The 24148-nt window shown below is 66.6% G+C and carries 22 protein-coding genes, 1 tRNA gene and 2 pseudogenes; 6 read left to right on the forward strand and 19 right to left on the reverse strand.

Annotation, left to right across the window (positions count from 1 at the left end):
• Positions 1-186 precede the first annotated feature (186 nt).
• Positions 187-259: transfer RNA gene (locus tag FRAAL_RS20200), tRNA-Leu, on the forward strand.
• Between the two features lie 115 nt (positions 260-374).
• Here the strand turns inward: FRAAL_RS20200 and FRAAL_RS20205 are convergent.
• Complete coding sequence (locus FRAAL_RS20205) at positions 375-2285, reverse strand: recombinase family protein (RefSeq protein WP_231861126.1); 1911 nt, start codon at positions 2283-2285, stop codon at positions 375-377.
• 358 nt (positions 2286-2643) lie between these two features.
• Here FRAAL_RS20205 and FRAAL_RS35125 point away from each other — a divergent pair.
• The 3 genes and pseudogenes from FRAAL_RS35125 to FRAAL_RS20210 form a co-directional block, all read left to right on the forward strand.
• Positions 2644-2808 (forward strand): annotated as a pseudogene (locus FRAAL_RS35125) (IS701 family transposase); the annotation flags it as partial.
• 856 nt (positions 2809-3664) lie between these two features.
• Positions 3665-4004, forward strand: a pseudogene (locus FRAAL_RS36180) (DUF2000 family protein); the annotation flags it as partial.
• A gap of 1330 nt (positions 4005-5334) precedes the next feature.
• A complete protein-coding gene (locus FRAAL_RS20210) occupies positions 5335-5997 on the forward strand; it encodes an LmbU family transcriptional regulator (RefSeq protein WP_011605743.1) in 663 nt (220 codons plus the stop codon).
• A gap of 290 nt (positions 5998-6287) precedes the next feature.
• On the opposite strand, the gene FRAAL_RS20215 is transcribed toward FRAAL_RS20210, so the two are convergent.
• Genes FRAAL_RS20215 through FRAAL_RS34305 form a run of 4 tightly spaced genes read right to left on the reverse strand, consistent with a single transcriptional unit; the run spans position 6288 to position 8439 of the window.
• Positions 6288-6707 (reverse strand): DDE-type integrase/transposase/recombinase, encoded by a 420-nt coding sequence (locus FRAAL_RS20215; RefSeq protein WP_083866858.1) that lies wholly within the window; start codon positions 6705-6707, stop codon positions 6288-6290.
• An 18-nt stretch (positions 6708-6725) separates the two neighbouring features.
• Positions 6726-7715 carry a tyrosine-type recombinase/integrase gene (locus FRAAL_RS34295; RefSeq protein WP_011605745.1) on the reverse strand — a complete coding sequence of 330 codons (990 nt, stop codon included), beginning with the start codon at positions 7713-7715 and terminating at the stop codon, positions 6726-6728.
• A 14-nt stretch (positions 7716-7729) separates the two neighbouring features.
• Positions 7730-8152, reverse strand: a complete 423-nt coding sequence (locus tag FRAAL_RS34300) for a hypothetical protein (RefSeq protein ID WP_197537210.1) — start codon at positions 8150-8152, stop codon at positions 7730-7732.
• Positions 8153-8184: 32 nt separating this feature from the next.
• Entirely contained in the window at positions 8185-8439 is a 255-nt protein-coding gene (locus tag FRAAL_RS34305) for a hypothetical protein (RefSeq protein ID WP_011605746.1), read from the reverse strand.
• Between the two features lie 13 nt (positions 8440-8452).
• On the opposite strand from FRAAL_RS34305, the gene FRAAL_RS20225 reads away from it, so the two are divergent.
• Complete coding sequence (locus FRAAL_RS20225) at positions 8453-8944, forward strand: transposase (protein ID WP_162137482.1); 492 nt, start codon at positions 8453-8455, stop codon at positions 8942-8944.
• Positions 8945-9349: 405 nt separating this feature from the next.
• Positions 9350-10165: an SDR family NAD(P)-dependent oxidoreductase gene (locus FRAAL_RS20230; RefSeq protein ID WP_197537211.1), complete on the forward strand. Its 816-nt coding sequence runs from the start codon at positions 9350-9352 to the stop codon at positions 10163-10165.
• A gap of 92 nt (positions 10166-10257) precedes the next feature.
• Here FRAAL_RS20230 and FRAAL_RS20235 read toward each other — a convergent pair whose 3' ends face one another.
• From FRAAL_RS20235 to FRAAL_RS20300, 14 genes are all read right to left on the reverse strand, one after another.
• On the reverse strand, positions 10258-11763 hold the full coding sequence (locus tag FRAAL_RS20235) for an NAD(P)/FAD-dependent oxidoreductase (RefSeq protein WP_011605750.1): 1506 nt from the start codon (positions 11761-11763) through the stop codon (positions 10258-10260).
• 465 nt (positions 11764-12228) lie between these two features.
• Positions 12229-13929 (reverse strand): FAD-binding oxidoreductase, encoded by a 1701-nt coding sequence (locus FRAAL_RS20240; protein ID WP_197537212.1) that lies wholly within the window; start codon positions 13927-13929, stop codon positions 12229-12231.
• 474 nt (positions 13930-14403) lie between these two features.
• On the reverse strand, positions 14404-14907 hold the full coding sequence (locus tag FRAAL_RS20245; RefSeq protein ID WP_011605753.1) for a cupin domain-containing protein: 504 nt from the start codon (positions 14905-14907) through the stop codon (positions 14404-14406).
• Positions 14900-15505, reverse strand: coding sequence for a VOC family protein (locus tag FRAAL_RS20250; RefSeq protein ID WP_011605754.1), 606 nt, complete (start codon positions 15503-15505; stop codon positions 14900-14902). Before FRAAL_RS20250 ends, FRAAL_RS20245 begins: the two co-directional genes overlap by 8 nt.
• Complete coding sequence (locus tag FRAAL_RS20255; RefSeq protein ID WP_197537213.1) at positions 15502-16941, reverse strand: sedoheptulose 7-phosphate cyclase; 1440 nt, start codon at positions 16939-16941, stop codon at positions 15502-15504. Before FRAAL_RS20255 ends, FRAAL_RS20250 begins: the two co-directional genes overlap by 4 nt.
• A 221-nt stretch (positions 16942-17162) precedes the next feature.
• On the reverse strand, positions 17163-18425 hold the full coding sequence (locus FRAAL_RS20260) for a DegT/DnrJ/EryC1/StrS family aminotransferase (protein ID WP_011605756.1): 1263 nt from the start codon (positions 18423-18425) through the stop codon (positions 17163-17165).
• 26 nt (positions 18426-18451) lie between these two features.
• Positions 18452-19663, reverse strand: coding sequence for a GMC oxidoreductase (locus FRAAL_RS20265; RefSeq protein WP_197537214.1), 1212 nt, complete (start codon positions 19661-19663; stop codon positions 18452-18454).
• 333 nt (positions 19664-19996) lie between these two features.
• The gene (locus FRAAL_RS20270; protein ID WP_231861128.1) at positions 19997-20377 is read right to left on the reverse strand and encodes a cupin domain-containing protein; all 381 of its coding nucleotides are present in this window, start codon (positions 20375-20377) and stop codon (positions 19997-19999) included.
• A gap of 2 nt (positions 20378-20379) precedes the next feature.
• On the reverse strand, positions 20380-21093 hold the full coding sequence (locus FRAAL_RS20275) for a cupin domain-containing protein (protein ID WP_011605759.1): 714 nt from the start codon (positions 21091-21093) through the stop codon (positions 20380-20382).
• On the reverse strand, positions 21086-21481 hold the full coding sequence (locus FRAAL_RS20280) for a cupin domain-containing protein (protein ID WP_157892161.1): 396 nt from the start codon (positions 21479-21481) through the stop codon (positions 21086-21088). The genes FRAAL_RS20275 and FRAAL_RS20280 overlap by 8 nt, the downstream gene beginning before the upstream one ends.
• Before the next feature lie 16 nt (positions 21482-21497).
• Positions 21498-21803, reverse strand: coding sequence for a hypothetical protein (locus FRAAL_RS34310; protein ID WP_197537215.1), 306 nt, complete (start codon positions 21801-21803; stop codon positions 21498-21500).
• 21 nt (positions 21804-21824) lie between these two features.
• On the reverse strand, positions 21825-22217 hold the full coding sequence (locus tag FRAAL_RS34315; RefSeq protein WP_197537216.1) for a cupin domain-containing protein: 393 nt from the start codon (positions 22215-22217) through the stop codon (positions 21825-21827).
• A 40-nt stretch (positions 22218-22257) separates the two neighbouring features.
• The gene (locus tag FRAAL_RS20295) at positions 22258-22461 is read right to left on the reverse strand and encodes a phosphopantetheine-binding protein (protein WP_231861129.1); all 204 of its coding nucleotides are present in this window, start codon (positions 22459-22461) and stop codon (positions 22258-22260) included.
• Positions 22415-24148 (reverse strand): (2,3-dihydroxybenzoyl)adenylate synthase, encoded by a 1734-nt coding sequence (locus tag FRAAL_RS20300; protein ID WP_011605764.1) that lies wholly within the window; start codon positions 24146-24148, stop codon positions 22415-22417. Before FRAAL_RS20300 ends, FRAAL_RS20295 begins: the two co-directional genes overlap by 47 nt.

The raw sequence follows: 24148 nt of genomic DNA on the forward strand, positions 1-24148 counted from the left end.
TGACAGGGCAGGGGAGTCAGATTGACATCCTGCCCGAGCAGAGGAGGGCGGGAGGTCGAAACGCACCCTACCCGGATAGAGTCGTGGACGAGACGTTCCGGACCGGATCGATCACGATCCCTTCGTCCAGCTCCGCCCGGTCGTCTCCGCAGCGGCCCCGCCCGCTCGACCACGCTCCACCCGCCGGCCCCGGTACTCCAACGGCAGAGAGACGGTGCTCAAACCACCGACAGTGTGGGTTCGAATCCCACCCGGGGTACGTACAGCTTCCACGCGCCGTGGATGCCCAGTGGCTGCCGGGTGCGGTCCGGGGGCGGCGGTCACTTCCGCCAGATGGGCAACCTTGTCGAGGTCTGCCACCGGAATCTTGATCATCATGTGCACCTCCTGCCTTTCGTGATCGAGGTGGACGGTGAGCTGAGTTCGGCGACCGACCACTGGCCGGGTCCCCGGTCGGTCAGCGCGGTGCAGGTGCCGCGGGGGTGGTGGGCTCGGACGCCGAGCCGGCGGGTCAGGGTCAGGATTTGGCCGGGGCCGAACCGGTTGGTGCGTTTGGGTGGGCGAAGGCCGTCGGTGTTGAGCTGGTCGGCGATCTGCCGGCTCGACAGGCCGCGGTCGGCGAGCTCGGTGACGCGCCGGACCAGCTGCGGGTAGTAGGACAGCTGGTCGAGGCGGGCGACCGGGCGGACGGCCTGCCCGGTGGTGTGGTGGCCGCCGGCCCAGGTGATGGTGACGTCGACCCGTTCACTGTCGCCGACGACCGCCACGGTGATCGTGTCGATGACCGTACGCAGCAGTTCCTTGCGTTCGGTCGCGGTGGTGGTCGGGGCGCGCCAGACCGCCGGGAGATCATTGGCGAGGGTGCGGATCGCGTCGCGTTCCCGGGCGGTCAGGGTGAGCGGCTGGGTCTCGGTGAACCGCCGATACTCGACGTCCAGGTGGTCGACCTGCGCCAGCGTGGCCTCCCAGTCGGTTTCCAGCTGTCGGGTGACCAGCCGGTTCTCCGGCTCGGCCAGCTGATATTGGCGCCGGGCACGGTCGGCGGCGTACCGGGCGCGCTCCAGCCGCTGACGCCACAGCGTGTCCAGGGTGGCCCGTTCGGCTTCGGCCTGCCCGGCGGCCTGGACGGAGACCTCCAGCGCGGCCGGGGCGACCGCGTCCAACAGCTGGGTGGTCACGTACCGGTCCAGGGCGGGTCCGGCGATGTGCTGACACACCTCGCCGGTGCCGTAGTTGGCGTTGTCGTAGCCGCAGACGTAGCTGTGGGCGGGGCTGCCGCCGGTCGGCGTGTGGTAGCGGACCGTCATCCGATGGCCGCCGCACAACCCGCACCGCAGCAGGCCGGCCAGCAGCGCCGGTCCCGCCCGCGGGGCATCCGGAGACTCGGCGATCTGCCGGTTCGCAGCCATCCGGGCAAGGTTCGCCTCGTACCGTTCGGCCGTGATGTAGGCGGGCATCCGATCCGGGAGAGCCACCAGCCACTCGTCCATCGCGCGCACCACCCGTCCGGTACTCGGTCGGCCGGGCATCTTCCGCCGCGGATCGACCCGGCGCCGCCCGTAGGCGTAGTACCCGGCGTAGATCGGATTGTGCAGCATGATCTGCAGGGTTTCCCGCGACGGGCGACGCCACTGCAACTCGCCTTTCTCCAGTCCGCTGTGGGCCCGCACCGGAAGCCGCACCCCATGGTCGACGAAGTAGCGCAGCACGGCGTTGAGCGTCCCCAACCGGTCGAAGGTGTCGAAGGCCAGCCGTACCACCGTCCGGGCCTGGGAGTCCGGGTCGACCACGACCTCGCCCGACGAGCGGCGCACGTAGCCGATCGGCACCGGGATCGCCAGCTCCCCCCGTTCGGCCTTCGCCAGCCGCCCGGAAGCCATCCGCTGCCTGATCAGGTAAAGCTCCGCCTCGCCCATCGTCCCTTTCAACCCCAACAGCAGCCTGTCGTTGTAGAAACCAGGGTCATAGACCCCGTCGGCATCCGCGAGCAGGGCACCCGACAACGAACACAGTTCCAGCAGCTGATGCCAGTCCCGGCCGGTCCGGGCCAGCCGGGACATCTCGATGCCCAGCACGATCCCGACCCGTCCCATCGTCACCTCGGTGACGAGCTTGGCGAAACCGGGCCGACAGTCCGCGATCGCCGCCGAACGCCCCAGATCGTCATCGATCACCACGACCTTCGAGCGTGCCCAGCCCAACGCCACCGCCCGCTCCACCAGGGCGTACTGCAACCGCGTCGACTCCCCGTGGTCGAGGACCTGCTGCTTCGAGGACTGCCGCACGTACACAACCGCCGCGAGATCACAATGTTCGGGTCGGATCTTCCCCTCGGATTGTCCCCACGGCCGGCACGTCGTCACGTTCACCACGACCGCCCCCGCCCGCTGCCACCGCAGCTCGGGCTGCCAGCACACCCAGCAGACGTACCGTCGCCATCCGCCGATCGACCGGGATCCTCATCCACACCCGGGGCTGGGGGGCTCGACTCCGTCACCGGACATCCAGACCCACCCCCCGCCTCATCCGCCGGGGACCGCAGCCGCTCGACCAGATCGACCAGATCGACCAACCGCAGCAACGCCTCCCCATCGATTATCGCCCCATCCTGCGAGGAGGTACCCGCTTCAGGGGCGTCATGGGTGGCGCACTGAACACGACTACCGCGAACTGAAAGACGGCCTCGGCCTCGACCACTTCGAAGGCCGCACCTTCACCGGCTGGCACCACCACGTCACCCTCGTCTCCCTCGCCCAGGCGATCTGCACCCAGCTCCGCCGCGACCCAAAAGCCCCTGCGCCGGCCTGACCCTCTACGGAGTCCTCCACACCCTCCAGGCCCTGCTCGCCATCTGGACCGGCGCCTGACCCACCTGCCAACGATCCTTCAACCACACACCCAACGTCACCCCGCAACTATCAGGAGCCACCTAACGAAGTCCTACTAGAGGAGCGCCGGGTCCGGAAGTCTTCTGTCGCCTCCCTGACACCAGTGCAACCCTCAGTGACGCGTTACCGCGGACATCAACGGATACGGAGGATGAATCCCAACACAACGAGCTACCAGTCGATCATGGAACCTCACCATGCGATGCGATTTACCTGCGGAGATATAAAGTGGCAACACAAAGGAGGTGCGGCGGGATGCCACTTCCGAACACGCACGGTGATTGCACAAAGTTGCATACTCAAGAAATCTGACCCGAGCCCATCGCCACAACGACCACTCTCTGTAATCTTGCGATTTGACAATCTCTGCCCCTCTCGATTCCTGCCGGTTGACAGACACTTGCACCGCCTCGTAGAGTTTATTCATGTTTCGCCCGATGCTGTTTGCGCCGAAGCACCATCTCAAAACGAGCGGCCCTTTCCCTGGAGGGTCGACACCCCTCGATCAGCAGCCATCGTGAGACGCCACCAACCCCGTATCAAGGAAAAATCTTCCCGGTTTCCGTGTCGGCCGTAGCGGGATTTCACGAGATCCCGACGATACTCTCGCCCATATTTCGCCGAGAGCAGGAGACGACCGCGGCGGGATCATTCGAGTCAACATACCGTAATCATGCCGATCGACGGACCTTGATCGACAGTCAATGTTGATCGATCAAGATGGAAACCAAATTACTGCGGGTGACCACATGACAGGGAATGGCGACGTACTAGCGATGTCGACAGCCTGGAGAATTGTCGCCGTCCTGAACAAGAAGGTTGAGTTCGGCCCGCTTCTGAACGTACTTGGGCACCTGATGACAGGGCTGGCGGGCGGCATTCCTGACAGGACCGGCCTCGACCTGCAACAATATTTCGATGGAGATGGCGATATCCATCCCGACATCAGCTGTCATCCGGTTATCGTGCTGCGGGCCGACCGCTCGAACCAACTGCGGGCCCTACGCGCGCGGCTACGCGACGTCAAATATTCGGGTAGTCGATTTCGTCCATACCATGACCGAGGGCGGCACAGCGACGCAGCTCGCCCGTACGCAGGAAACTCCGGCCGCGGAGCTGGAGTATCTGGGCATCGCCTTCATGGGCGATCGCGCCACTCTGGACTCGTTTACCAGGACGCGAGGCACGGACCGACGAAATGATCAGGGACGTGCTGGAACGGCTCCTGCCGCGGCGGAGCAGTGTGCAGGTCGCGCTCGACTATCTCGCGGGGCTGGCGGATCCGCCGCCCGATCGGCCGTGACCACAACAACCTGACCTTCTACCTGGCCTGGGCGCCGTCCGACCGGCCCGCGACCAGGACCTGCGTCATCACCATCACCATCACCATCACCATCGCCGACGCCGGAATCAGGCCGTCGCACGCTGGCACCACTACAGCGCCCGGCTCGCTCTCGTCGCCGGCCCGGACTGACCGCCCGACGACCGGAAGTAGGTAATGCAGTGTGACTCTCATTCACCCGCGCCACATCACGCTACGCGGTAGTGGCATCCCGAAGCGGAGAACCGAGACTGCAACAGGACGTCCGCCGTTATCCGCCGTGAGGAGTCCGACCTCGACGGCAACCGCCTCACCAAAGGATGCACCTTCATCATCACCAGCCCACGCGGGAACCGCACCGCTCCGGCCGCCATCCACATCTATATTCGCCTGCACCGACGAATCGAAAACCGCGTGCACTGCGTCCGCGACACCGCCTGGCAGGAGGATGCCTATCACGCACATCGAGGAAATGGCCCACGAAACCTCGCTGTCTCCGCAACCTAGCCCTCAGCCTCCTTCGCCTCCATGGCGCCACAAAGATCAAGGAGACCCTGGAATACATTGCCGGGGACGGTAACCGGGCATTCCAGCTTCTCGCTACCAAGAGTAGCCGATTCCTATGCTGAGCAACCTTCATACATCCCTGCGACAGCGCTGTCCGGGTGCCGCCGTGCCGCGTAGTAATTCACCAGTCAAATAGCCGCAGATGTATCGCATCCTGGATGAAGATGATACTCTTGGGACATCTGCACGACCGGACTGCCGCAGGCCGTGGTCAGGTTGTCCTTTGCGCTCAGGCCTGCGACTGGTTCGGTTGGTCGAGAGGCAAGGGAAAGGGGTTGTCGGCCGGTACGGATGATGCGGTCCCGGAGATAATGGCCGGTGGTCCGGTCGGATTCGCCGGAGTGAACTCGACCTTTATCGATGTGCGTGTTGCGGTAGCTGTCGCGAACTGCCATGCGGACCGGGGACATCGATATGCCGCGAAAGTCTGGTCCCGCGAATCACTTCTTGGCTGCTCCGCGCTCCGCGCACAACCTGAACCTTCGTGGCAGCATGCCCGGGCAGTGGACCTCCCTCGGTATAGAGACTGTAGCTCTCGATACCAGAAATGAGATTCCAATGCAGCGATTCGCCAATGATGACACGCAGCGCGGAGGTGCGCGCTCCGGCGCGAACTATCGGAGGAGCGGTCTGTCGAATCGCGCAGATGGGGCCCAGATCCTCACCACGCGAGTCGGTCTGCGGATACCAGGCGCGCTCACCTTCGAACGATGGCAGGATACCGGTTCCCAGATCTCCCGTCTAGTCGATTCCTCGGCTTGGTGTCTTGGCGACTGGCTGGTCTACGGCCAGAAAGAGTTTTCGGACCGCTACCTGCGGGCCATCGAGGTCTGCGGCCTCGATTACCAGACCCTTCGTAACTATGCCTGGGTTGCGCGGAAGTTCGATCTTGACCGCCGCCGTGAGACGCTGAGCTTTCAGCATCACGTCGAGGTGAGCTCCCTGCCGCCACACGAGCAGGACAGATGGCTCGATTTGGCCGACGAGTTCAACTGGTCGCGCAACGAGCTTCGTCGAAACATCCGTGCCCACCGCCAGCCCGACGAGAAGGGGGCGGCACGCCCGAGCGGCTCCCTGCCCAAACTCACGGTTCCCGCCGAACGCCTTCTTCAGTGGCGCAGAGCGGCCGATCTCAGCGGAGAGAAGTTCGAGCAGTGGGTACTCCGGGCACTCGATGAGGCGGCCACGGCCAGTCTTCACGAATCGGGCCCGGCCTCCTGACCTCTCCGGTGCGCTCGGCGGGTATCCACCGGCCCTGTTCAAGGCGGTTCAGGGGTCGAGTGCGGCGCCTGGCCAATGGCCATGCTTTAGCTGATCGTCGTGCGGGTAGGGTTGTGATGTGCCGCATGACGCGAGTGAGGGGCTGTCGCCGGAGGGCTGGTTGCCGGACCGAGTGACGGTGGGGGCGTTGACGGGGGTGTTCCCGCCGGAGCTGGTGGATGGGGTGCTTGATCGGCCCTGCGTTTTCCGGACACATTCTATCAGTCGGTTTTAGGCCGCATCATTGCGGTTCAGGAATTCGTTGTGGACTTCTTGCGGTGTTCTGTAGCCGAGTCCAGAGTGGAGTCGGCGGGTGTTGTAGTGAACTCGATGTACCGGGTGATGTCTCGGCGTGCGTGTTCGCGGGTGGGGTAGGAGGTGCGGTGGACCCGCTCGTTCTTCAGGGCGGCGAAGAACGACTCCGCCAATGCGTTATCGTAGCATATTCCGGTTCGTCCGACCGAGTGTCGGAGGCCGAGTGTGACAAGGGTCCTCGCGAACTCCTCCGAGGTGTAGTTACTCCCTCGATCGGTGTGGAAGATCGCGCCTGGGGCGAGCGGGATGGTGCGGACCGCATTGATGATCGCTGCGGAAATCAGCGGGGTTCTGTAGTGGTCATCCATGGCATAACCGATGATCGCTTTGGTGTGGCAGTCGATGACGGTGGCGATTCTGCGGAATCCGGCTTGTCAGGTGTGTCCTGGTTTGGCGTTTCGGACGTCGACGATGGGGAGGAGGTTCGCCGCTGGGCGGGCCGCGAGTTCGCGTGGTGTGGCGCCGGCTGGGGTCGGGACGTCGGCGAGGCGGTCGAGTAGCGCGTCGAGGGCGGTCTGGCCGTCGTCGACGGCGGCGCGTTCGTCGTCGGTGAGGGGGATCGTGGCGAGCATGCGTTGCAGGTTTTCCATGGCTTCGAGGAGCTGGGCCTTGCTGGAGCCCTTCGGGGTGTAGAAGTCGCAGCGGGCGCAGGCCATCCGGTGAGGGCACTGCTCGAAGAACGTGTAGGTGCACCAGCCGTGGCCGAGGTCGTAGTGCTGCCAGGGCTCGCCTGACGCGGCGGTGCCGGCGGTGACGGCGTCGCGGTCGAGGAGGACCTCGATGGTCCGGACGTTGCGGGCGAAGTAGCCGGCCTCGGTGTATGCCTTGGTGAGAGCGTTCGGGGTGATCTTCGCGTAGTGCTGGGTGGTGTTCGGGGTGCGGTGCCCGAGCCAGGCCTGCAGCTCGAACAGGGTCATCGGCTCCTTGGCGTTGTAGAGCTGGCTGGCGATCGTCGACCGGGCGCGGTGGCTGGTGATGTTGCCTCGGATGTCGGCGGTGGGGACGCCGGCCTTGCGGCAGAGTGCCGGGATGATCGTGCGGTTGATGTAGTACTTGGCGACGGGGTGGGCGCGGACGCTGAAGAGCAGGTCGACGTACTCGTTGGTCTTGCGATCCAGGCGTTGGGGCTGGGCCGGCCGGAGGGCCTGCCGGGCCTCGATGGCGTGGCCGACGATCGGGTCGACCGGTTTGGTGAACGCGGTGCCGGTCTTGTGGACGGGCACGTCGAGCAGGCAGACGGCGTCCTGGGCGAGGACGTCGCGGGAGTCGCCGGGCACCGGAGAGCCGTTGTGCTGCCAGCGGATGCAGCCGAGGCGCAGCCGGGAGATCTCGTCGCTGCGCAGGCCGCTGAACAGCCAGGTCAACGTGACAGCGCGGATCAGTTCCAGGGGTAGTAGCTGCCGGCGGAGGTGCCGGGCAGGTCGGTGGCCGCCAGGTTCAGGCCGGCCCAGAGCAGCTTGGCCCACACGTCGTCGGCGATCACGCGGGGGTCGGTGCCGGTCAGCGCCGCGACGCTGCGCGGGACGGCGAGCGCGCGGGCGGGGTCGAACCGGCGGGGGATCCACTCCCATTCCTGGCAGTCCCGGAAGAACGTGCGGGTGTCCATCAGGATGTGGGCCTTGGTGCGCGGGGCGATCGGTGTCCCGGCGCGGCCGACGAGGGCGTCACGGCGTTGGACGTAGTCGCCGACGGCCATCCGGTCGACGGCGGCGACCCAGGCAGCGCAGGTGACCCGGGTCCACTGGCCGGGTTCGGTGATGCCCGGGTGGTCGGCGGCCAGCCACCGTCCGGCCTTGGCCATCAGGGTGCGGATGACGGCGCGGACCTTCGGGGTCAGCGTCGAGGTGGCGTGCCAGCGTTCGACCGACGCGGTCCAGGCCGGGTCGGCGCAATGACCGGGGCATGGTTGCGGCCTGGGCGCACGGGTGCCTGGCAGTGGCCGAGATCGGCGACCACGCGCTGCAGCGCATAGAGCGCCGAGTGGTGGTGGGCGCCGGTGGCCGGGTGGGCGTGCAGCCGGTCGAACGCCTCGGTGGTCAGGTCCGCCAGCGCGGGGCTGCGGTTGAGCAGGAGCGCCTGGCCAGGCACGCCCGGGCAGCCGGTGACGGTGCTCGTCGCGGACCTGGCTGCGGTAGCCCCACCGGTCCAGGACCAGGCTCCCTACCTGGCCCGGCTGAACCCGGCCCGTAAGACCGACGGCCCGGCGCTGACCGTCCGGGTGATCGAGTACACCGTGCACACCACCGGCCCCGGTGGCACGGCCAGCTCGGAGCTGTTCTGCCTGGTCACCGACCTCCTCGACATCGAGAAGTGGCCGGCGTTGGACCTGGCCTGCGCCTACCGCGACCGGTGGGGCGTGGAGACCGTGATCGGCCACCACAAGACCGACCTCGGCGAGGGCCAGGCGGTCCTGCGTAGCCGCGACCCTGAGGGCGTCGCCCAGGAGATGTGGGCCCTTTTCGCCGTCTACCAGGCGTTGCACCGGCTCATGGGCACCTCCGCCGACGCCACCGGCCTACCCCCCTCAACGATCAGTTTCCGGCACACCCTGACCGCCGCGACCGACTCGATCGGCGCGGCCTTTCCCCCCTGACCAGGCACTCCTCAGCTTCCTACTCCAACTCGTCGAACCAGCCTTCACCCTCCGCGACCGGCCCCCACGCACCACACCCCGCACAAGCAAAAGACCCGGCGCCTACCCCACCCGCCAACCCGGCGACCCAGGCACCAGCCCAGTCGAACACCGCCTCGAGCTCCACTGCCTCCACCCCAGACGGTCACCCTGAACACAAATCTCCAAGCAATCCCTTAAAGCATGTCCATTGGGCGGGCGCCTCGCGCGGCGAACGCGTCCGCACGGCGACGGCCGCCCTCGACCACGTTGCAGATCACCCATCCCACGCATCGCCTCATCAGTGAATTGACAAAAACGGCCGATACGCGTGGCGATGCTCTGCCTGCTCTCGGGTGAGTGGCGCCGTCGCTAGTATGTGAATGCATGTCCGGAGTTGCCGCCGCAGAGTGGAGGACCTGTCAGATGACAAACAAGGAAACACGCGTCGCCGTGGTGACCGGCGCAGGCCGCGGAATCGGCCTTGCAATCGTGCAGGCCCTGGTCAGGGAGGGCTATGCCGTCGTCGCGGCGAGCCGCACGATCACCGGCGCGCTGAAGGAGTTGGCGCCAGACGCCCTCGAAATGGACCTTGGTACTCCCGAGGCGCCGGAACAGCTGGTTCGTCACGCTCTGGACCGACACGGCAGAATTGATCTGCTTGTCAACAACGTCGCGGGTACCTCGACGCCTCCGGGCGGTTTCCTGCAACTCGACGACGACGCGTGGCAGCACACGTTCACCATGACGCTCATGCCGACGGTCCGGACCACACGCGCGGCGCTCCCGAGCCTGCTGGAGCACCGCGGCGCGGTGGTGAACATCAGCTCGGTCAACGCCAGGCTGCCGCAGCCGCGGCTCGTGGCACAGTCAGCGCTCAAGGCGGCGGTGTCGAACCTGGGCAAGGCGCTGGCGGAGGAGTTCGGCGGCCGCGGGCTGCGGGTGAACACGATCTCTCCCGGTCCGGTGCTGACGGACCTGTGGACGGCGCCGGGCGGCCCGGGCGACATGTTCGCCCGCCGGGCCGGCGTCCCGCTTGAGGACTACATCGACCAGATCCCGTCGTCCATCGGTGTATCGACAGGCCAGTTCACCCGCCCGGAGGAGATCGCCGACCTGGTGGTCTTTCTGGCCTCAGGACGGGTCGCCAACATGAGCGGCACGGAACTTGTGATCGACGGTGGCATGCTGAAGTCCGTCTGACACAGAACCGTCCGACCATGGAACCGCCGGCTCCGAGAGAACTCGCACCCGGGGCCGGCGGCCTTTTGCGTCGATATCCCTCTCGCCGCTTCCTACTGGAGGTTGGCGAGCCCCAGCCGGGGCCTCGTCACCACGTACAACCCCTGCCCGCCCTGCGGAACAGGCCCCAGCACCCGTTGCATGGCGGTGTCGAAGAACCGGGCTCGGGCCGCCGCCAGCTCGCGTTCCCCCGGCGCGAGGGAATCAATGTCCTGGGAGCCGTCCAGCGCCTTTTTCCACTCTGATTCGGTCAGCTCGGAGTGGTTGAGTGCCGATGGGTTCCAGTGCCAGCCGTCCCACTGAGCCATCGCCATACCTGTGGCCTCGACGGCGGTGTCGAGTGTCGCCTGGGCGTCGCGCAGATCCTCGATCCCGGACACGACGTCCACGAACGCCTGCTTGATCTCGTCCGGGTTGGCGTCGCGGAGAGTGAGGCGTTGCGCCTCCCAGAAGTACGAGTCCTTCCCCTGGTTCTGCTGGTACAGGTTCGACACGACCACGAGCAGGCGAAGGTACGCCTGGCGGTACGACCGGTCATACAGGTCCCGTGCCGCCTCCTCACCGAATTCGCCACGTAGGACGCTTGCCAGGCTCGCCGCCGCGAGCAGCGCGCTGTACATGGCGAGGTGCACGCCCGTGGACAACAGCGGGTCCAGAAAGCAGGCAGCATCACCGACGAGAAAATATCCCGGCCCGGAGAATCGCTCAGAGGTATAGGAGTAGTCCTGCTCGGCGCGCAGGGAGGACACCAGCTCGGCGGAGGGTAGCAGATTCTCGATCACGGGGCTCTCCCGGATCGCCGCGTGATAGATCGACTCAAGGCTCTCGCCGTTCTGGCGCCTGGAGTTGAAGACGTCCCGGTGCGTCACCAGGCCGACGCTGAGCTGCCCGTCACCGAGAGGAATTCCCCACAGCCAGCCGTCGGGTACATAGCAGATCGCAATCGCGCCCTCCGGCCCGGCGGGGAGCGGCGTCGCATTTTTCCAGTAACCCCAGACCGCGATGTTCCGGAACACCTCGTGGTAACGGCGGGTGCGGAGATGGCGTGTCGTCATGAGGCCGGAGCGACCCGAGGCGTCAATGACGTGATCGAAGGTGATCTCGGCGTTGGTGATTCCCGCGCCGGGCTGGGACCAGACCGCTGACCGCGGCCGATCACCGTCGAACGTGAGGCGCTGTACCTCCGCTCCCTCGAAAGCAGTCACTCCGAGCTCCCTGGCGTGCTCCAGCAGCACCTGGTCGAAGTCCGAACGCAGGACCTGATACGAGGAGGCACGGTCGTCCGTCGGATCCCCGAACGTGACGTCCCATTTCTCTCCCGCCCAGTCGAAATACGCTCCACGCTTGCGCTGGTAGCCTCGGCTCTCCACCTTCTCCCGGACGCCGAGCAGCTCCAGGATGGGCTGGCAGGAGGGTAGCAGGGACTCGCCGATGTGGTAGCGCGGGAACGTCTCCTTCTCCATCAGGGTGACGGAAATCCCTTCGCGGGCGAGGAGGCCGGCGGTGGTGGCGCCCCCTGGACCTCCACCGATCACAAGAACCTGCGTGGAATTCTCCATGTTGCTCCCTTCGACAGCCTGTCCGAGAGGAACTGGGGTGATCTGCGCTGGGCGACAGAGCGCTGCCGGCAGGGCGGAGATCGCCCGGGAACCTCATCACGACGCATATCGCGATTTCGGTTTGTTCAGGCTATGAGTCCCGATCGCATTTCTCAACCTGCGGCTGTGCGAGACCGTGCAGGCGGCGCGGCCGGAACGGGGCGCTCCGGGTGTGACGACGGCACCAGGACGCGACGGGGCGGCGCTACCGACTCCGGGAGCACAGCTCGACAGAACGGGATGGGCGGTGACGGGAACGAGCACAGGGCCTCTGTGGGGGAGCCGTGTCCCGCCGGCGAGACACGAACCGGTACCGGCGCTCTCCACCCGGCCCGGGCCGAACGAGCAGGCCGGGCCGGCTGGGAGCGAAGGCCGTGAGGCGGCCGGCGCCCCGATCGGTGCAACCGGGGCGCGACGGTGGCGCCGTTATCCGGGAAGCTCGATCGACTGGGAGTGACGGAAGACGTTCTTCGGATCCCACCGCGCCTTGACCTGCTGCAGCTTGGGATAGTTTTCCTTGTAGTACAGGTCGTGCCAGGGGACCTTTGAGGAGTTGTAGGCCGGATCGGACAGGTCGGTGTCCGCGTAGTTGATGTAGCACCCGTCGGTCCGGTCATTGGGAACGGGCACGCCACCGGTCGCGGCGTAGACGTCGGAGTAGAAACCACGAACCCAGGCAAGGTTCTTGGCGTCGTCGGCGGGGTCCGACCAGAAGCTCTGGTACAGCGCCTGCATCACGGAGCTACGATGCGGAAAAGCGGTTGCCGATGGCTGTGTCGCGTTGATGTTCCCGCCGAACGGCAGGAGCAGCAGCATCGAGTTCGGGTTGGTGCTGTCGCTCGTGAGGTACTTGTAGATGGTTGCAGTCTCGGCAGCGGTGAACGATTTCCGCAGGTAGGCCGACTTGTGGTCGGCGCGAAGTGTGGGATTGGTCAGCACCGGGGAGTTGGTCGCGAGATAGCGAACAGACTGCAGCCAGGGCAGGTGCTGGGCCTTGACGATCTCCGGCATGGGGCCGAGCTCGCCGGTCGGCCTGATCATCGGTCCCGTCTCGGCGGCAACCCCGTTCCGAATCTCGTTGATGAAATCGGTCAGCACCTTCTCCGGGCTCGGTATGCTCCCCTCCACCAGGGTGAAGATACTCACGCTTCCGTTGGATTTGTGGTTCAGGGCGAGCGAGCTGACGACCGCGACGCCGGGCGAGTCCGGGGCGCTGTTCCGCTCGTGCCATCCGCCGAAGTTCTGCAGGAGCCTGCTCAGCTTGTTCTGGTCGAGGTCGGACCAGGAGAAGGAGAGACCGTTCATGAGCATCGTGGCCGGCGGCTTCGGCAGCAGGGAGCCTGGATCGTCGGATTTTGCCGCGGGCGAGCGCATCCAGTAGCGGGTGACGATACCGTAGTTCCCGCCGCCGCAGCCGGTGTGCGCCCACCACAGGTCACGATTGGGGTCGTTGTCCTCCCTGGTGGCGACGACGCTTCGCGCCGTACCCGACTTGTCGACCACCACGATCTCGATGGCGTACAGGTGGTCGACGACTATGCCGAACCGGCGAGAAAGCGGGCCGTCGCCGCCACCACAGATGTGCCCGCCAGCGCCCACGGAGTAACAGCGCCCACCCGGTATGGTGACACCCCAGCCTCGGTACAGTGCCTCATACACGTTGAGAAGCCTGGCTCCGGCCTCCACGGCGAAAGCCTTCATTGCACTGTCGTAGTAGACCGCGTTCATCGCGGACATGTCGATCACTACCCGTACCGCGGAGTTGGCGACGAAGTCCTCGTAGCAGTGGCCGCCGCTTCGTACCGAGAGCTGCAGCCCGTTCCGGACGGCGGTCTGGACGGCGTCCACCACCTGTTGGGTCGAGCCGACCAGCTGGATGTAGTCGGGAGAGCCGACCCAACGCTGGTTGTCTCCGGTGATGAGAGCGCCGTAGCGTTGATCATCGGACTTGATCGTGACCGGTCCGAATCCGTGGCTCGTCGAGGTCGGTGCCGCGGGGGCCGTGCTGGCGGCCCGCGCCGTCCCGGCATCGACGAGCGACAGCGCACCAGATCCCATGGCAAGCCCCGCGGAGTTGCGCAGGAACGCGCGTCGATCCCGTATTTCGCCGGCGGACTTCTCGTTCATTATGGTGGCAGCTCCATTGTTGGCGAAGAAAGCTCGTGAGGGCATGAGAGCTGCCAGGGTCTCGCTGCCCGGCGCTCCGCCACGTTCGCGGACGTCAGACGCACCGCAAGGCTTTGTGAGACTCGCGACCACAGCCCCATGCGACTCCAGCCAATCGCAGTCTCAGGCGGTTCGGCAAGAAGCGGGTGAACGCTGCGCGCCGCCGCGCGAGTGGGGCAGCACGGACGAGCTCGCCGCCATCAGCGCCCGTGTGCCCGGTTGCCGAGAATGCGTTCGGTCAGATCAGGGCGCACTGAAGGAGACCGGCCCCCGGGGTCATCGACCTACCCCGAACCCGGGCTACCCAGAACCCGGGAGATGATGATCGAAAGTTGTGTTGGATCTCGTTGACACCCGGCTTTCCGGGTGCATGTTCGCCCGATGGGCGGCGCCGGCCCGGGCCGTTCAGGGCCGGGCGGGCCAGCTTGGACCCAGCTACCCCTCGTCCTCCTCCAGCGACGGCTGCCACCCGTAGCGAGTGGCGATCTCTACTGCCCGGGGATAGTCCTCGGGTCCCCAGCGCGGAATGGGCCTGCCGGGCTCGGCCGGCTCGCCGGCCTCCACGAAGAAGTTTTCGAAGCCGCCGGGCGTGTAGAGGAAAACCATACGAACGGCGTGCACACCGTTATTCCGGAACGAATGACCGACTCCGCGTGGCACATGGATGAAGTCGCCCGTGCCCACCTGCCGGCTCTGCCCGCCGCTGCGGAACTCCAGACTGCCGGAGAGGATGTAGAACGCCTCGTCCTCAAGGGTGTGGATGTGCGGCGGCGGCCCGCTCCCGGGCGGGATCGAAGCTTCCAGAAAGGACAGCGAACCGCCGGTGCTATCCCGGCTCGCCTTGATGGTGTAGGCGTCGCCGTCGAACCAGGTTGTCGGCCCCTTTCCGGCGGGTACATGGTTGATCCGCAGTTTCTGTTCCGACGCCTGGTCATCCATTGTGCGCCACCGGTCCCTCGTTGTTCCATGGCTGATCCGGGCGGTAGAGGCGGGCCCGTACCTGCTGTTCGTAGGGGATTCCCACGGGCAGGTTGATCAGTTCCATCTGCATTCCCCACGGCGTGAGAAAGTACACCCAGCGGTCGCCCGCGATGGGACCGTCGGTGATGGTTTCCGGCTCACCGAGTACGTGCACTCCAGGCCAGGAGCGCAGGTAGGCAGCGGCGAGGTCCACGTCCTCCACGTGTATCGCCAGATGATGTCCGCCCCAGTCACTGTTGCGGGGAATCTGCCTGCGCTGGTCCGGGGCGGTGTACTCGAAGAGCTCCAGGTTCGTCACGGCGCCGAGACGCAGCATGGCGACATGCGCACGGGCGTCCGCAGCCACGCCGAGCTTGCGGGTCATCCAGTCACCCGTGGGGTCCTCCACCGGTCCCTGGACGTAGAGAAGCTCCGCGCCCAGGGCCTCGGTGAAGAATCGGACCGCCTGGTCGAGATCGGGGACGGTGTAGGCGACATGGTGAACCGCGTTCGCGCCCGGGATGCCACGGGGCCGACCGGATGGTGCGACGGCGCTCCGCCGCGGGCTGATGTTCACGCGACGCCTCCCCCGGCCGATGCCTCGTCCGGCCAGATGGTGGAATTGAGCAGGCCGTGGAACTCGAGCAGTAGCCAGTTCAGATCGTCAGCGCCGTGATTTCGCACGTGGTGCACTGCCGAGGGCCCGGCGACCACCAGATGGCCCGGACGGAGCGGATGCGACTCCTCGCCGAGGAGCAACTCGCCCTCGCCGGCGAGGATGAAGTAGAGCTTCGGCGCAAAGCCCGGCGCCTTCTCCACGCAGGCGGCGCCGGGAGGCAGCGACGACCACCGGATGCTCTCCCAGACGACGCTCGACGCGTCGCAGGCGATCACATGGTCGCGGTGCGCTGCTTCGGCGCCGTCAGGCACGTCGCCGAGTTCGCCGATGTCATACACGTCGGTGACGATGGGGTGGCCGTGCCCGCCTACGTCCGACAGCCGCGGGGCCGCGCGGGTGGGCAGGTCGAGGTCGCGGAGAACCTCGGCCGCTCGTGTGACCTCCTCGTGGGTCAGGTCACTGACGAAGCGGGCGTCGCCGATCCCGACCGGTAGCGGGATGCGCTGCAGCCCGTCGCGGTGCCGGGTGGTCTCGCGCAGCGCGTGTGCCAGCAGGTCCGTCCCGCACAGCGGATGCCAGACCGGCAGGCGGAGACGTTTCATCAGGTTGAACACCCGCGCGCGATCCGGCGCGGAGATCAGACCACGTCGTTCGGCGACAATCGTGGTGAGCGCCATGTCGACGCTGACGGCCTCGCCGTGCAGCAGCGCCGGCAGGGCGCGCATCTCCAGTGTGGGGCTGAAGGAATGCCCGTAGTCGACCCGGCGCTCGAGGTTCCTCTCCCACAGGTTCGGCTGAAGCTCCCTCAGCATGCCGTCGACAGCCCGTCTGATCACCTCGCGGCCGACGGCGTCGCCGACAGCCGTCCGTCCCGTGAGACGCTCGGCCAGCAACGTCTCGGCATGCTCCTCGAGAAGGTCGAACAGATGCGCGTCCAGGACAAGGGAGATCTTGAGGATCTCCGCCAGCCCGTTGCTCACGTAACGATCGCCAAGGGTTGCCAGGAAACCGCGGTCCAGCAGAGCGACGGACGGCGCGAAGTAGCTGCCCAGCCGATTTTTGTGGCCGTTGAAGTTCACGCCCGTCTTGATCCCAACGCCGGCATCGACGAGTCCGAGCAGTGACGTGGGGACGCGGATGTAGGGAGTGCTGCGGCGGTAGAGGCTGCTGGCGAGGCCGACGACGTCCAGGATGATTCCGCCACCGATGCCGATGATCGGCTCGTTCCGCCGGGAGATGCCGAAGGAGTCCAGCCCCTGCACCAATGTGAGGACGGACTGCATGTTCTTGGCCTCTTCGGAGGCGGGCAGGACACACAGTTCGTAGTCGCAGTCGTTGCTGTCAAGATATCGATGAATATCACGCCCGTAGAGCGCGTGGATGTTGGCATCCACGACCACGAAGCGGCGGACGCGGTGTACGGACCCCGGGGATCCCGCTTCGATCAGTGCCCTGTTCTCCGGATCGAGAACACCGTCGGTGATGCGTACGTCGTAGCTCACGGTCAGTTCGTTCCGAACCGTCCAGCGGGGGAACGGATCGGCTGGCCCGGGCCCGTCCGGCTGTCGTCCCGTAGACCCAGGGAGCGCCGGAAACCGGCTGTCCGGGGACCCGGTCATGTCCTCCTCTTATCCGCGACCGGCTTCTCAGTCACTTCGTTGACGGCCGTATGCAGGGCATCGGCGACGGAGGCGATGTCGTCGGCTGACGAGAAGGGATCTATGCCGAATCCGGAGCCGAGGTAGGAGTCGACCACTCCGACCGACAGGGCGACCGAACGGGCCAGGATATCGTCCGTACGCGGCAGCATGTGGGCACGGTAGCGGTGGGCCGTGGGATGTGCGGCGCACCCGAACGGGCATTCCGTTTTCGTCGGCATCCGCCGACCGAGCAACTGGGGCATGTTCCCGTAGTAGTGCCGCCCCGAGTTGATCAGGGTGGTGGAGCCGATCCGGGAACTCACGGCCTCGGCCACTGTGATCGACTCGAATCGGAGCACCAGGAGGGAGCAGCAGTCGCCGGCAGGGTCGTTGAGCCGCCGGCGGGCCACACCCGGTATCTCGCCGATCGCGTCGGTAAGTCGCTCCTTCTGTCGCCGGAGCGTGGCGAGGATGGTGTCGATCTTGCGGAGTTGGGCCAGGGCGACCGCTCCGCTCAGCTCGTGCATCCGCAGGTTCATTCCGAACAGCGAGTCAGCGTCGACCACGCCCTGGCGAAGAGGACGGAACCCGTGGTCGTGGAAGGCGAAGGCCCGCTCGTACACCTCGTCGTCCGCGCAGGTCAGCAGACCGCCGTCGCCGCCTGTGATGACCTTGAAGGGGTTGAGCGAGAAGGCGCCCGCCGCGCCGATCGTGCCGAGGCTGCGCCCCCGGTAGGAGCCGCCGCAGGCCTGGGCCACGTCCTCGACCAGGGCCAACCCGTGGGCGTCGGTGATTGCCCGCAGCTCGTCCATGGCGCAGGGCGCGCCCAGCATGTGCACGGCGATCACAGCCTTCGTCCTCGGAGTGATCCGACGGGCCACGTCCTCGGGGTCGAGGGTGAGGGACTCGTCGATCTCGGCGAGAACGGGAACGGCCCCGCGGTGGACGACGGCGGCGATGGTGGCGACGAAGGTGTAACCGGGCACGATCACCTCGTCGCCCGGGCCAACACCGAGGGCGGCAAGCGATGCGAGGATCGCGGACGTTCCACTGTTGACGGCGATGCAGTGGCGGGCACCGAAGCGGTGTTCAATCTCGCGTTCGAGCGTGAACACCATCGACTCGTCGCCCGGATCCGCGACGTCGGAACGGTACCGGCTGAGGCGGCGACTGGTTAGCACGCGCTGCACCAACGCGGCCTCCTCCTCGCCGAGGAAAAACTGCCCTGGACCCGACATGTGCTCTCCTTTCTCCGCGCCCGGGGTTATCCGGTCGACAGGAGTCGATGACCGTTGTCGATGCTCCGATGGGTGTGGGAGAGAATGCCCCGGGCCGCCCGCAGCGCCATGGCCACGCTGGTCAGCGTCGGATTGCTTGCGCTGCCGGTCGGGATCAGGCCGTTGCCGCCGAGATACAGGTTGTCAATGCCCCAGACCCTCGCGTCGGGGTCGACCACGCTCGTGTCCGCGTCTGTTCCCATCCGAACGGTCCCCGTGACGTGCAGCGGCGGTGCGGGCACCACGAAGCGGGGCGGAGAAGCCGGCAGATGACCCCCGAGAGCGCGGGTCGCCCGGCGGAGATCGACCATCATCGACCACTGGCGCGCCAGATCATTGCTGCTGAGAGAGAACTCGAACTCCGGCTGCGGCATCCCGAAGATGTCCCGGGTGGTATCCGAGAAGAGCAGCCGGTTCTCGGGCCGTGGATCGACGAGCCCGAACCACCGTAGATCGACGACCGAACTGCTGTCGATCCCCCGGTGCGGTTCCACGTCGTCGTAGGGCAGGTCTCGATGGATCTGGCAGTGCCAGGGACGTCCCTCGGAGACGGGGATCCACACATTGGGGTCGGGGTCCTGCTCCGGAGCCGTTCCCGGATCACTCGGGAGTACTGTCTGGGCGAAGGCGACTGGCTGCTCGGTCAAATAACGCCCGAGCGCGTCAGGGCGGACACCGGAGGCGTACAGCAGCTGCGGCGTGAGCACGGCGCCACAGGCGATGATGTACGTTTCTGCCTCGACCCGGATGTTCCGCCAGCGCGTGTGGTCCTCGATCTCGGCGTACTCGATCCGCGTGCCGCCGGCAGCCGGCTGGAGGCGGCGGCACAGATGCTGCTCACGTAGTGAGAACTCGCCCCGTTCATGGGAGCCGTCGGCGAGCGGGCCCAGAATCGTGTCGGCTCCGCTCCACCGCACCAGCCGGGGATTGTCGGTGCGGCGCTGCGCCGCCAGGGGGAGATGCTGGACCCCGTAGGGTTCGGGCAGGTCGCTGTACTCCCTGCTGAGTGCGTCGAGCACAGTCTGGTGGCCAACTGAATCCGCCGACAGATCAGTGCGCGTGCCCAGCAGCATTTCCGCCTGTCCGTAGAACTCCTCCCAGTCGGCAGCCGGGATGCAACCGGCACGTTCCACGGTCGGGTGGTGCCGCGGAGTCACCCCGGTCCAGTGCGTGGCCATCCCGCCGACCGCGTAGGTCACGAGGGCGGAGTCGATCCTGGCCGGGAGGTCTCCCGGCTGGTCGATGCGATCCGGTGGGGAGGGCGACAGTCGCTGCAGATGGCCGCTGACCAGGTTGCCGTATCGCTCGACGTCCCGCTGGTAGAGGAAGGTGTTCCGCAGATGCTCTCCCGGCCGGCCGGACAGCTGCGGTCCGGCGTCGACCATGAGCACGCTCTGACCGCCCTCGACGAGGATCCGGGCGAACGTACAGCCCACCGGTCCGGATCCCACGATCAGTGCATCGACCCTGAGGCGGTCGTCGCGCTGTTGTGCCATCGGACGTCTCCTTTCCTCTCGTCGGTCGGGACTGGTTCACGAGACGGGGGCGCGAGGCGGCAGGCTTCGGCTTATCGAGGCGGGCATCATCGCGAGAAGCAGCAGCTCCAGCGGAGTATCAAAAGGCGCGCGCCAGTGGCCGCGGGCCGTCTGCGGACAGATGAGCAGGTCGCCCGTGTGCACCGGCCGGGCACCTGATCCAGCGTCAAGGTACGTCCCCTCACCGGCAAGCACGAACCAGACCTCCTCGATCTCATCCCGACCGCGACCATCGAGGGAGGCACCCGGTGCGAGCCGGGCGTAGTCGAACGACTCGCACTCGCTGTACAGCATTCCTCGCCGACCAAGGCAACGCCAGGCGGTCTCGCCGATACCGTCGTCCACGGACAGGGTGAGGCCGCCGGAAATGCTGGACACGATCATCTTTTCCTGCCCGGTGTCAACTCGACGGCAAGACTGACGACAAAGAACTCCAGGCCCTCGCGGCCGGCCTCCACCCTGATGCTGCCGTGGAAGGGCACGCTCACCGAGACGCCCTGCCGCAGGCGAACGGAAGTCGAGGCGTTTGCCGCTACTCCAGCGCCGCTCAACGTGTACAGAACATGTTCCTCGGCGTCGGCCAGGAGTGATTCGCTCGCGCCCGGATCCAGCCGGACCAGTCTGGCCCGGCGCAGCGGGCCGGAAAGCACTTCCGTAGGGTCGATCTCGCCGGCCTCGCGCATCCTGATCACAGCCGCTCCAGCGCCGGGTGGTCCGGGTCGTGCGGTGCCCAGCACCGGACCCGGCACTTCCGTTACAAGCCAGACGAGCTCGTCCGAACCCGCATTGCGCAGACCATGCCGGGTTCCGAGCGCGGTCAACACCACGTCACCCGCGGTGACGAACCGATCTCGGCCGTCGATCGTCATCACGCCCGCGCCAGAGACGATGTAGTCGAGTTGCTCGGTGCGGCTGTGCAGATGTTCTCCGCTGGCTCCCCCGGGGGGCAGCCAGGCCCATTCCACCGCCTCCCAGGGCCCGAACATGTTGTTGCGGCGGGCCAGACACTTCCACTGCGCGCGCTTTTCGCCGCCGTGCATTCCGTAGACGAACGAGGGGTCGTCCACGGTGGTTGTCACGACCCGGTCAACCATGAGGGCCTCCAGTACGCGGGGTTCGAGGACTGCGCACGGGCAGTTGTCGGGAGACGGCGGCAGGCAGGACCGCGAGGCCCAGAAGCTCGAGCGAGCTCTCGGTGTCGCTGCGCAGCCAGCCGCCCGGGCCGCCGGCCCACAGGACGAGATCGCCCGGACGCACCGGTATCCAGCGGTCAGCGTCATCACGGAAATGACCATGACCATCGAGCACGAACCACGCCTCCTCGACGCCGCTGCGGCCGCGGCCGTCACGGACGGCGCCGAGTCCCAGCCGCATGTAGTCGATGGCCTCGCATTCGCAGTGCAGCATTCCGCGGCGGGCAAGACAGCGCCAGCCGATGTCGCCCGCGGTCGTGCTGAGACCGAGCACGGTCGAAACAATCACGTCGACCTCCGGTGTCTCAGGGCACGCTGAGGCTGGCGATGAACAGCTCCAGCCCCTCCGCGCCCGCCTCGGCGGTGACACTGCTGCCGAGCGGCAGAGTCAGGGCCACGCCACGCTTCAACGGCACGGTCGTGGAGCCGGTCACGGCACTTCCGCTTCCGTCGACCGTGAACAGGGTGTGCTCCTCGGTGTCCGCGACCAACGTCGTGCGTTCACCCGGCGCAAGCCGGGGCAGACGGATCCGGCCCAGCGGCCCGCTGAGGAATTCACCCGCGTCGATCTCACGCACCTCGCGAAGATTGATCACAATGGAGTTTGCCACCGTTCACCCCTCAGATCGGTACTACTGCCGGAAACCAGACAGGGCCGCGGTCGCCGCCGGCCCCAGCACCTCGATGACGAGCCAGCCCAGTTCGTGTCGGCCCGTGTTCCGCAGGCCATGGACCGTGCCGAGACCGGTGAGAACAAGGTCGCCAGCACCGACGGGATGATTTTTCCCGTCGATGGTCATCACACCAGTGCCAAACACGATGAAGTACAGCTCCTCGGTGCGGCTGTGAAGATGCTCGCCGCTGACCCCGGCGGGGGGTAGCCACGCAAACTCCACCGCCTCCCAGGGCCCGAAGAGACTGCTTCTGCGGACAAGACACTTCCACCGCGAAAGCCCGGCGGCACCGTGGACACCATGGACGTATGACGGTTCGTCGAGGTCCGCAACGACTGCTGCCTCGGTCAATTCCTTTTCCCTCCTTCGGACGCTCGCGGAAGGATGGTGACTAGCGCGCCCGCAGGCTGTCGAGATACGCAAGCCAATCACTGAGAGTGGGCGCGGAGGCCAGTTCCTCGAAGGCCACGGGAAAGCCCGCGCGACGCCAGCGACCTACCATGCGCATGATCTCGATCGAGGTCAGCCCGAGCAGGATGAGATTGACATCAGGCGGGACGTCCTCGGGCGGGCTCCCGATCAACTTCGCGATCATCTCTCGTAGCTCCGGCTCGCCCGGCAGGTCCGTGGTTGCCTTGGAATTGGTCGCCATGTTCGCCCTCCTCGTGGGCTGTCGATGGCCGGTCCCGGCTGGTCATAGACGCCAACGCCTTCTTGTCGATCTTTCCCAGCGGTGTGACGGGGAGTTCGTCGACGAACTCGACCTGGTCGGGAAACTTGTACTCGGCCAGTCCGCGCTGCTGAAGACCCTGGTTGAGCTCGTGCCGTGACGGGCGCGTGCCGGCCGTGACGAGAAAGGCGCCGATTCGTTCGCCAAGCAGCTCGTCGGGAAGGCCGACGACGGCAGCACGCAGTATCCCCGGAAGGGTGAGCAGGTGTTCCTCCAGCTCCGCCGCCGAGGTCTTGTTGCCGCCGCGGATCACGACGTCCTTGATCCTTCCTTCGATGACCAGATCGCCGTTCGCGGTCAGGCGGGCAAGGTCACCGGTGCGGTAGAAGCCGTCGGCCGTGAATGCACGGGTGTTGTGCTCGGCGGCGCGGTAGTAGCCCCGCAGGGTGTACGGCCCGCGGACAAGGAGTTCACCCACCTCTCCGCCGGGCAGATCCCGCTCGTCCTCGCCGACGATCCGAATCTCGTCCTCCTCGGACAGCGGCGTGCCAGTCGTACCAAGGACCGTCTCCGGAGGATCGCCCTGCCTGGTGAGGGTAAGCAGACCCTCGGCCATGCCGAAGACCTGCTGCAGCTCGCAGCCGAAGGCGGGGCCGATCCGTTCGACAAGAGATCGCGCAGGCCGCGCGCCGCCGAGCTGCACCAGGCGCAGGCTCGACAGGTCACGGGTGTTCCACTCCGTCGCCTCCAGCCACAGCTGGGCGAGGGTGGGGACCAGAGAGGTCACGGTGACCCGGCATCGCTCGATCGTGGCGAAGCAGTCGTCGGTGGTGGGATCGTCTGCCAGCACGACGGTGCCCCCGGACAGCAACGTTCCGATGACGCCGGGACAACCCCAGGTGAAGTTGAACTCCAGCGGCAGCACCGCCAGGTAGACGTCCGCCGCGGTGAAGCCGATAAGGTCCGCCGTCGCGCGGCACTGGTAGGCGTAGTCGTCGTGCGTGCGCGGGATGATCTTCGGGATGGCCGTCGTTCCGCCGGAAAGCAGGAAGAACGCAACATCCGATGCGTCCTGCTCCGGAAGCCTCCCGGCTTCGCCGTCCACAGTGGACAGATCGATGAGGTCGTCACCCGCGTCGCCGAGGGCGAACAGCAACCTCAGGCCGTGTGTACCCGCCCGAATCTCCCGGGCCAGCGCTGGGTGATCAAATCCTCGGTGGCGCCCGGGAAACACGTAGGCGGCGGCGCCGGTGATGTCGCACAGGTACGCGATCTCCCGCGACCGGTGCGCCGTCAGCGCGAACACGGGCTTGGCCCCGAGCCGAAACAACGCGAAGCAGGTGGCCACGAACTCCGGCACGTTGGGGAGTTGCACCACGACCCGCTCGCCGGCGCGCAGGCCGTGGCCCGCGAAACCGCCGGCCAGCCGGTCGACCCAACGGTCGAGCTGGGCATAGGAGATTCGGCGCCCGCCGTGCACCAGGGCGGGAGCCGGCCCGTGCCGCTCCGCCGCGGTGCGCAGCAGCCCGCCCAGCGACTCCCCACGCCATAGGCCCCGTGACCGGTAGCGCTCGGCCGCCTCATCCGGCCACGGAATGCATCCGGCCAGCAC

The organism is Frankia alni ACN14a (assembly GCF_000058485.1).
In the GTDB taxonomy this organism is placed as follows: domain Bacteria; phylum Actinomycetota; class Actinomycetes; order Frankiales; family Frankiaceae; genus Frankia; species Frankia alni.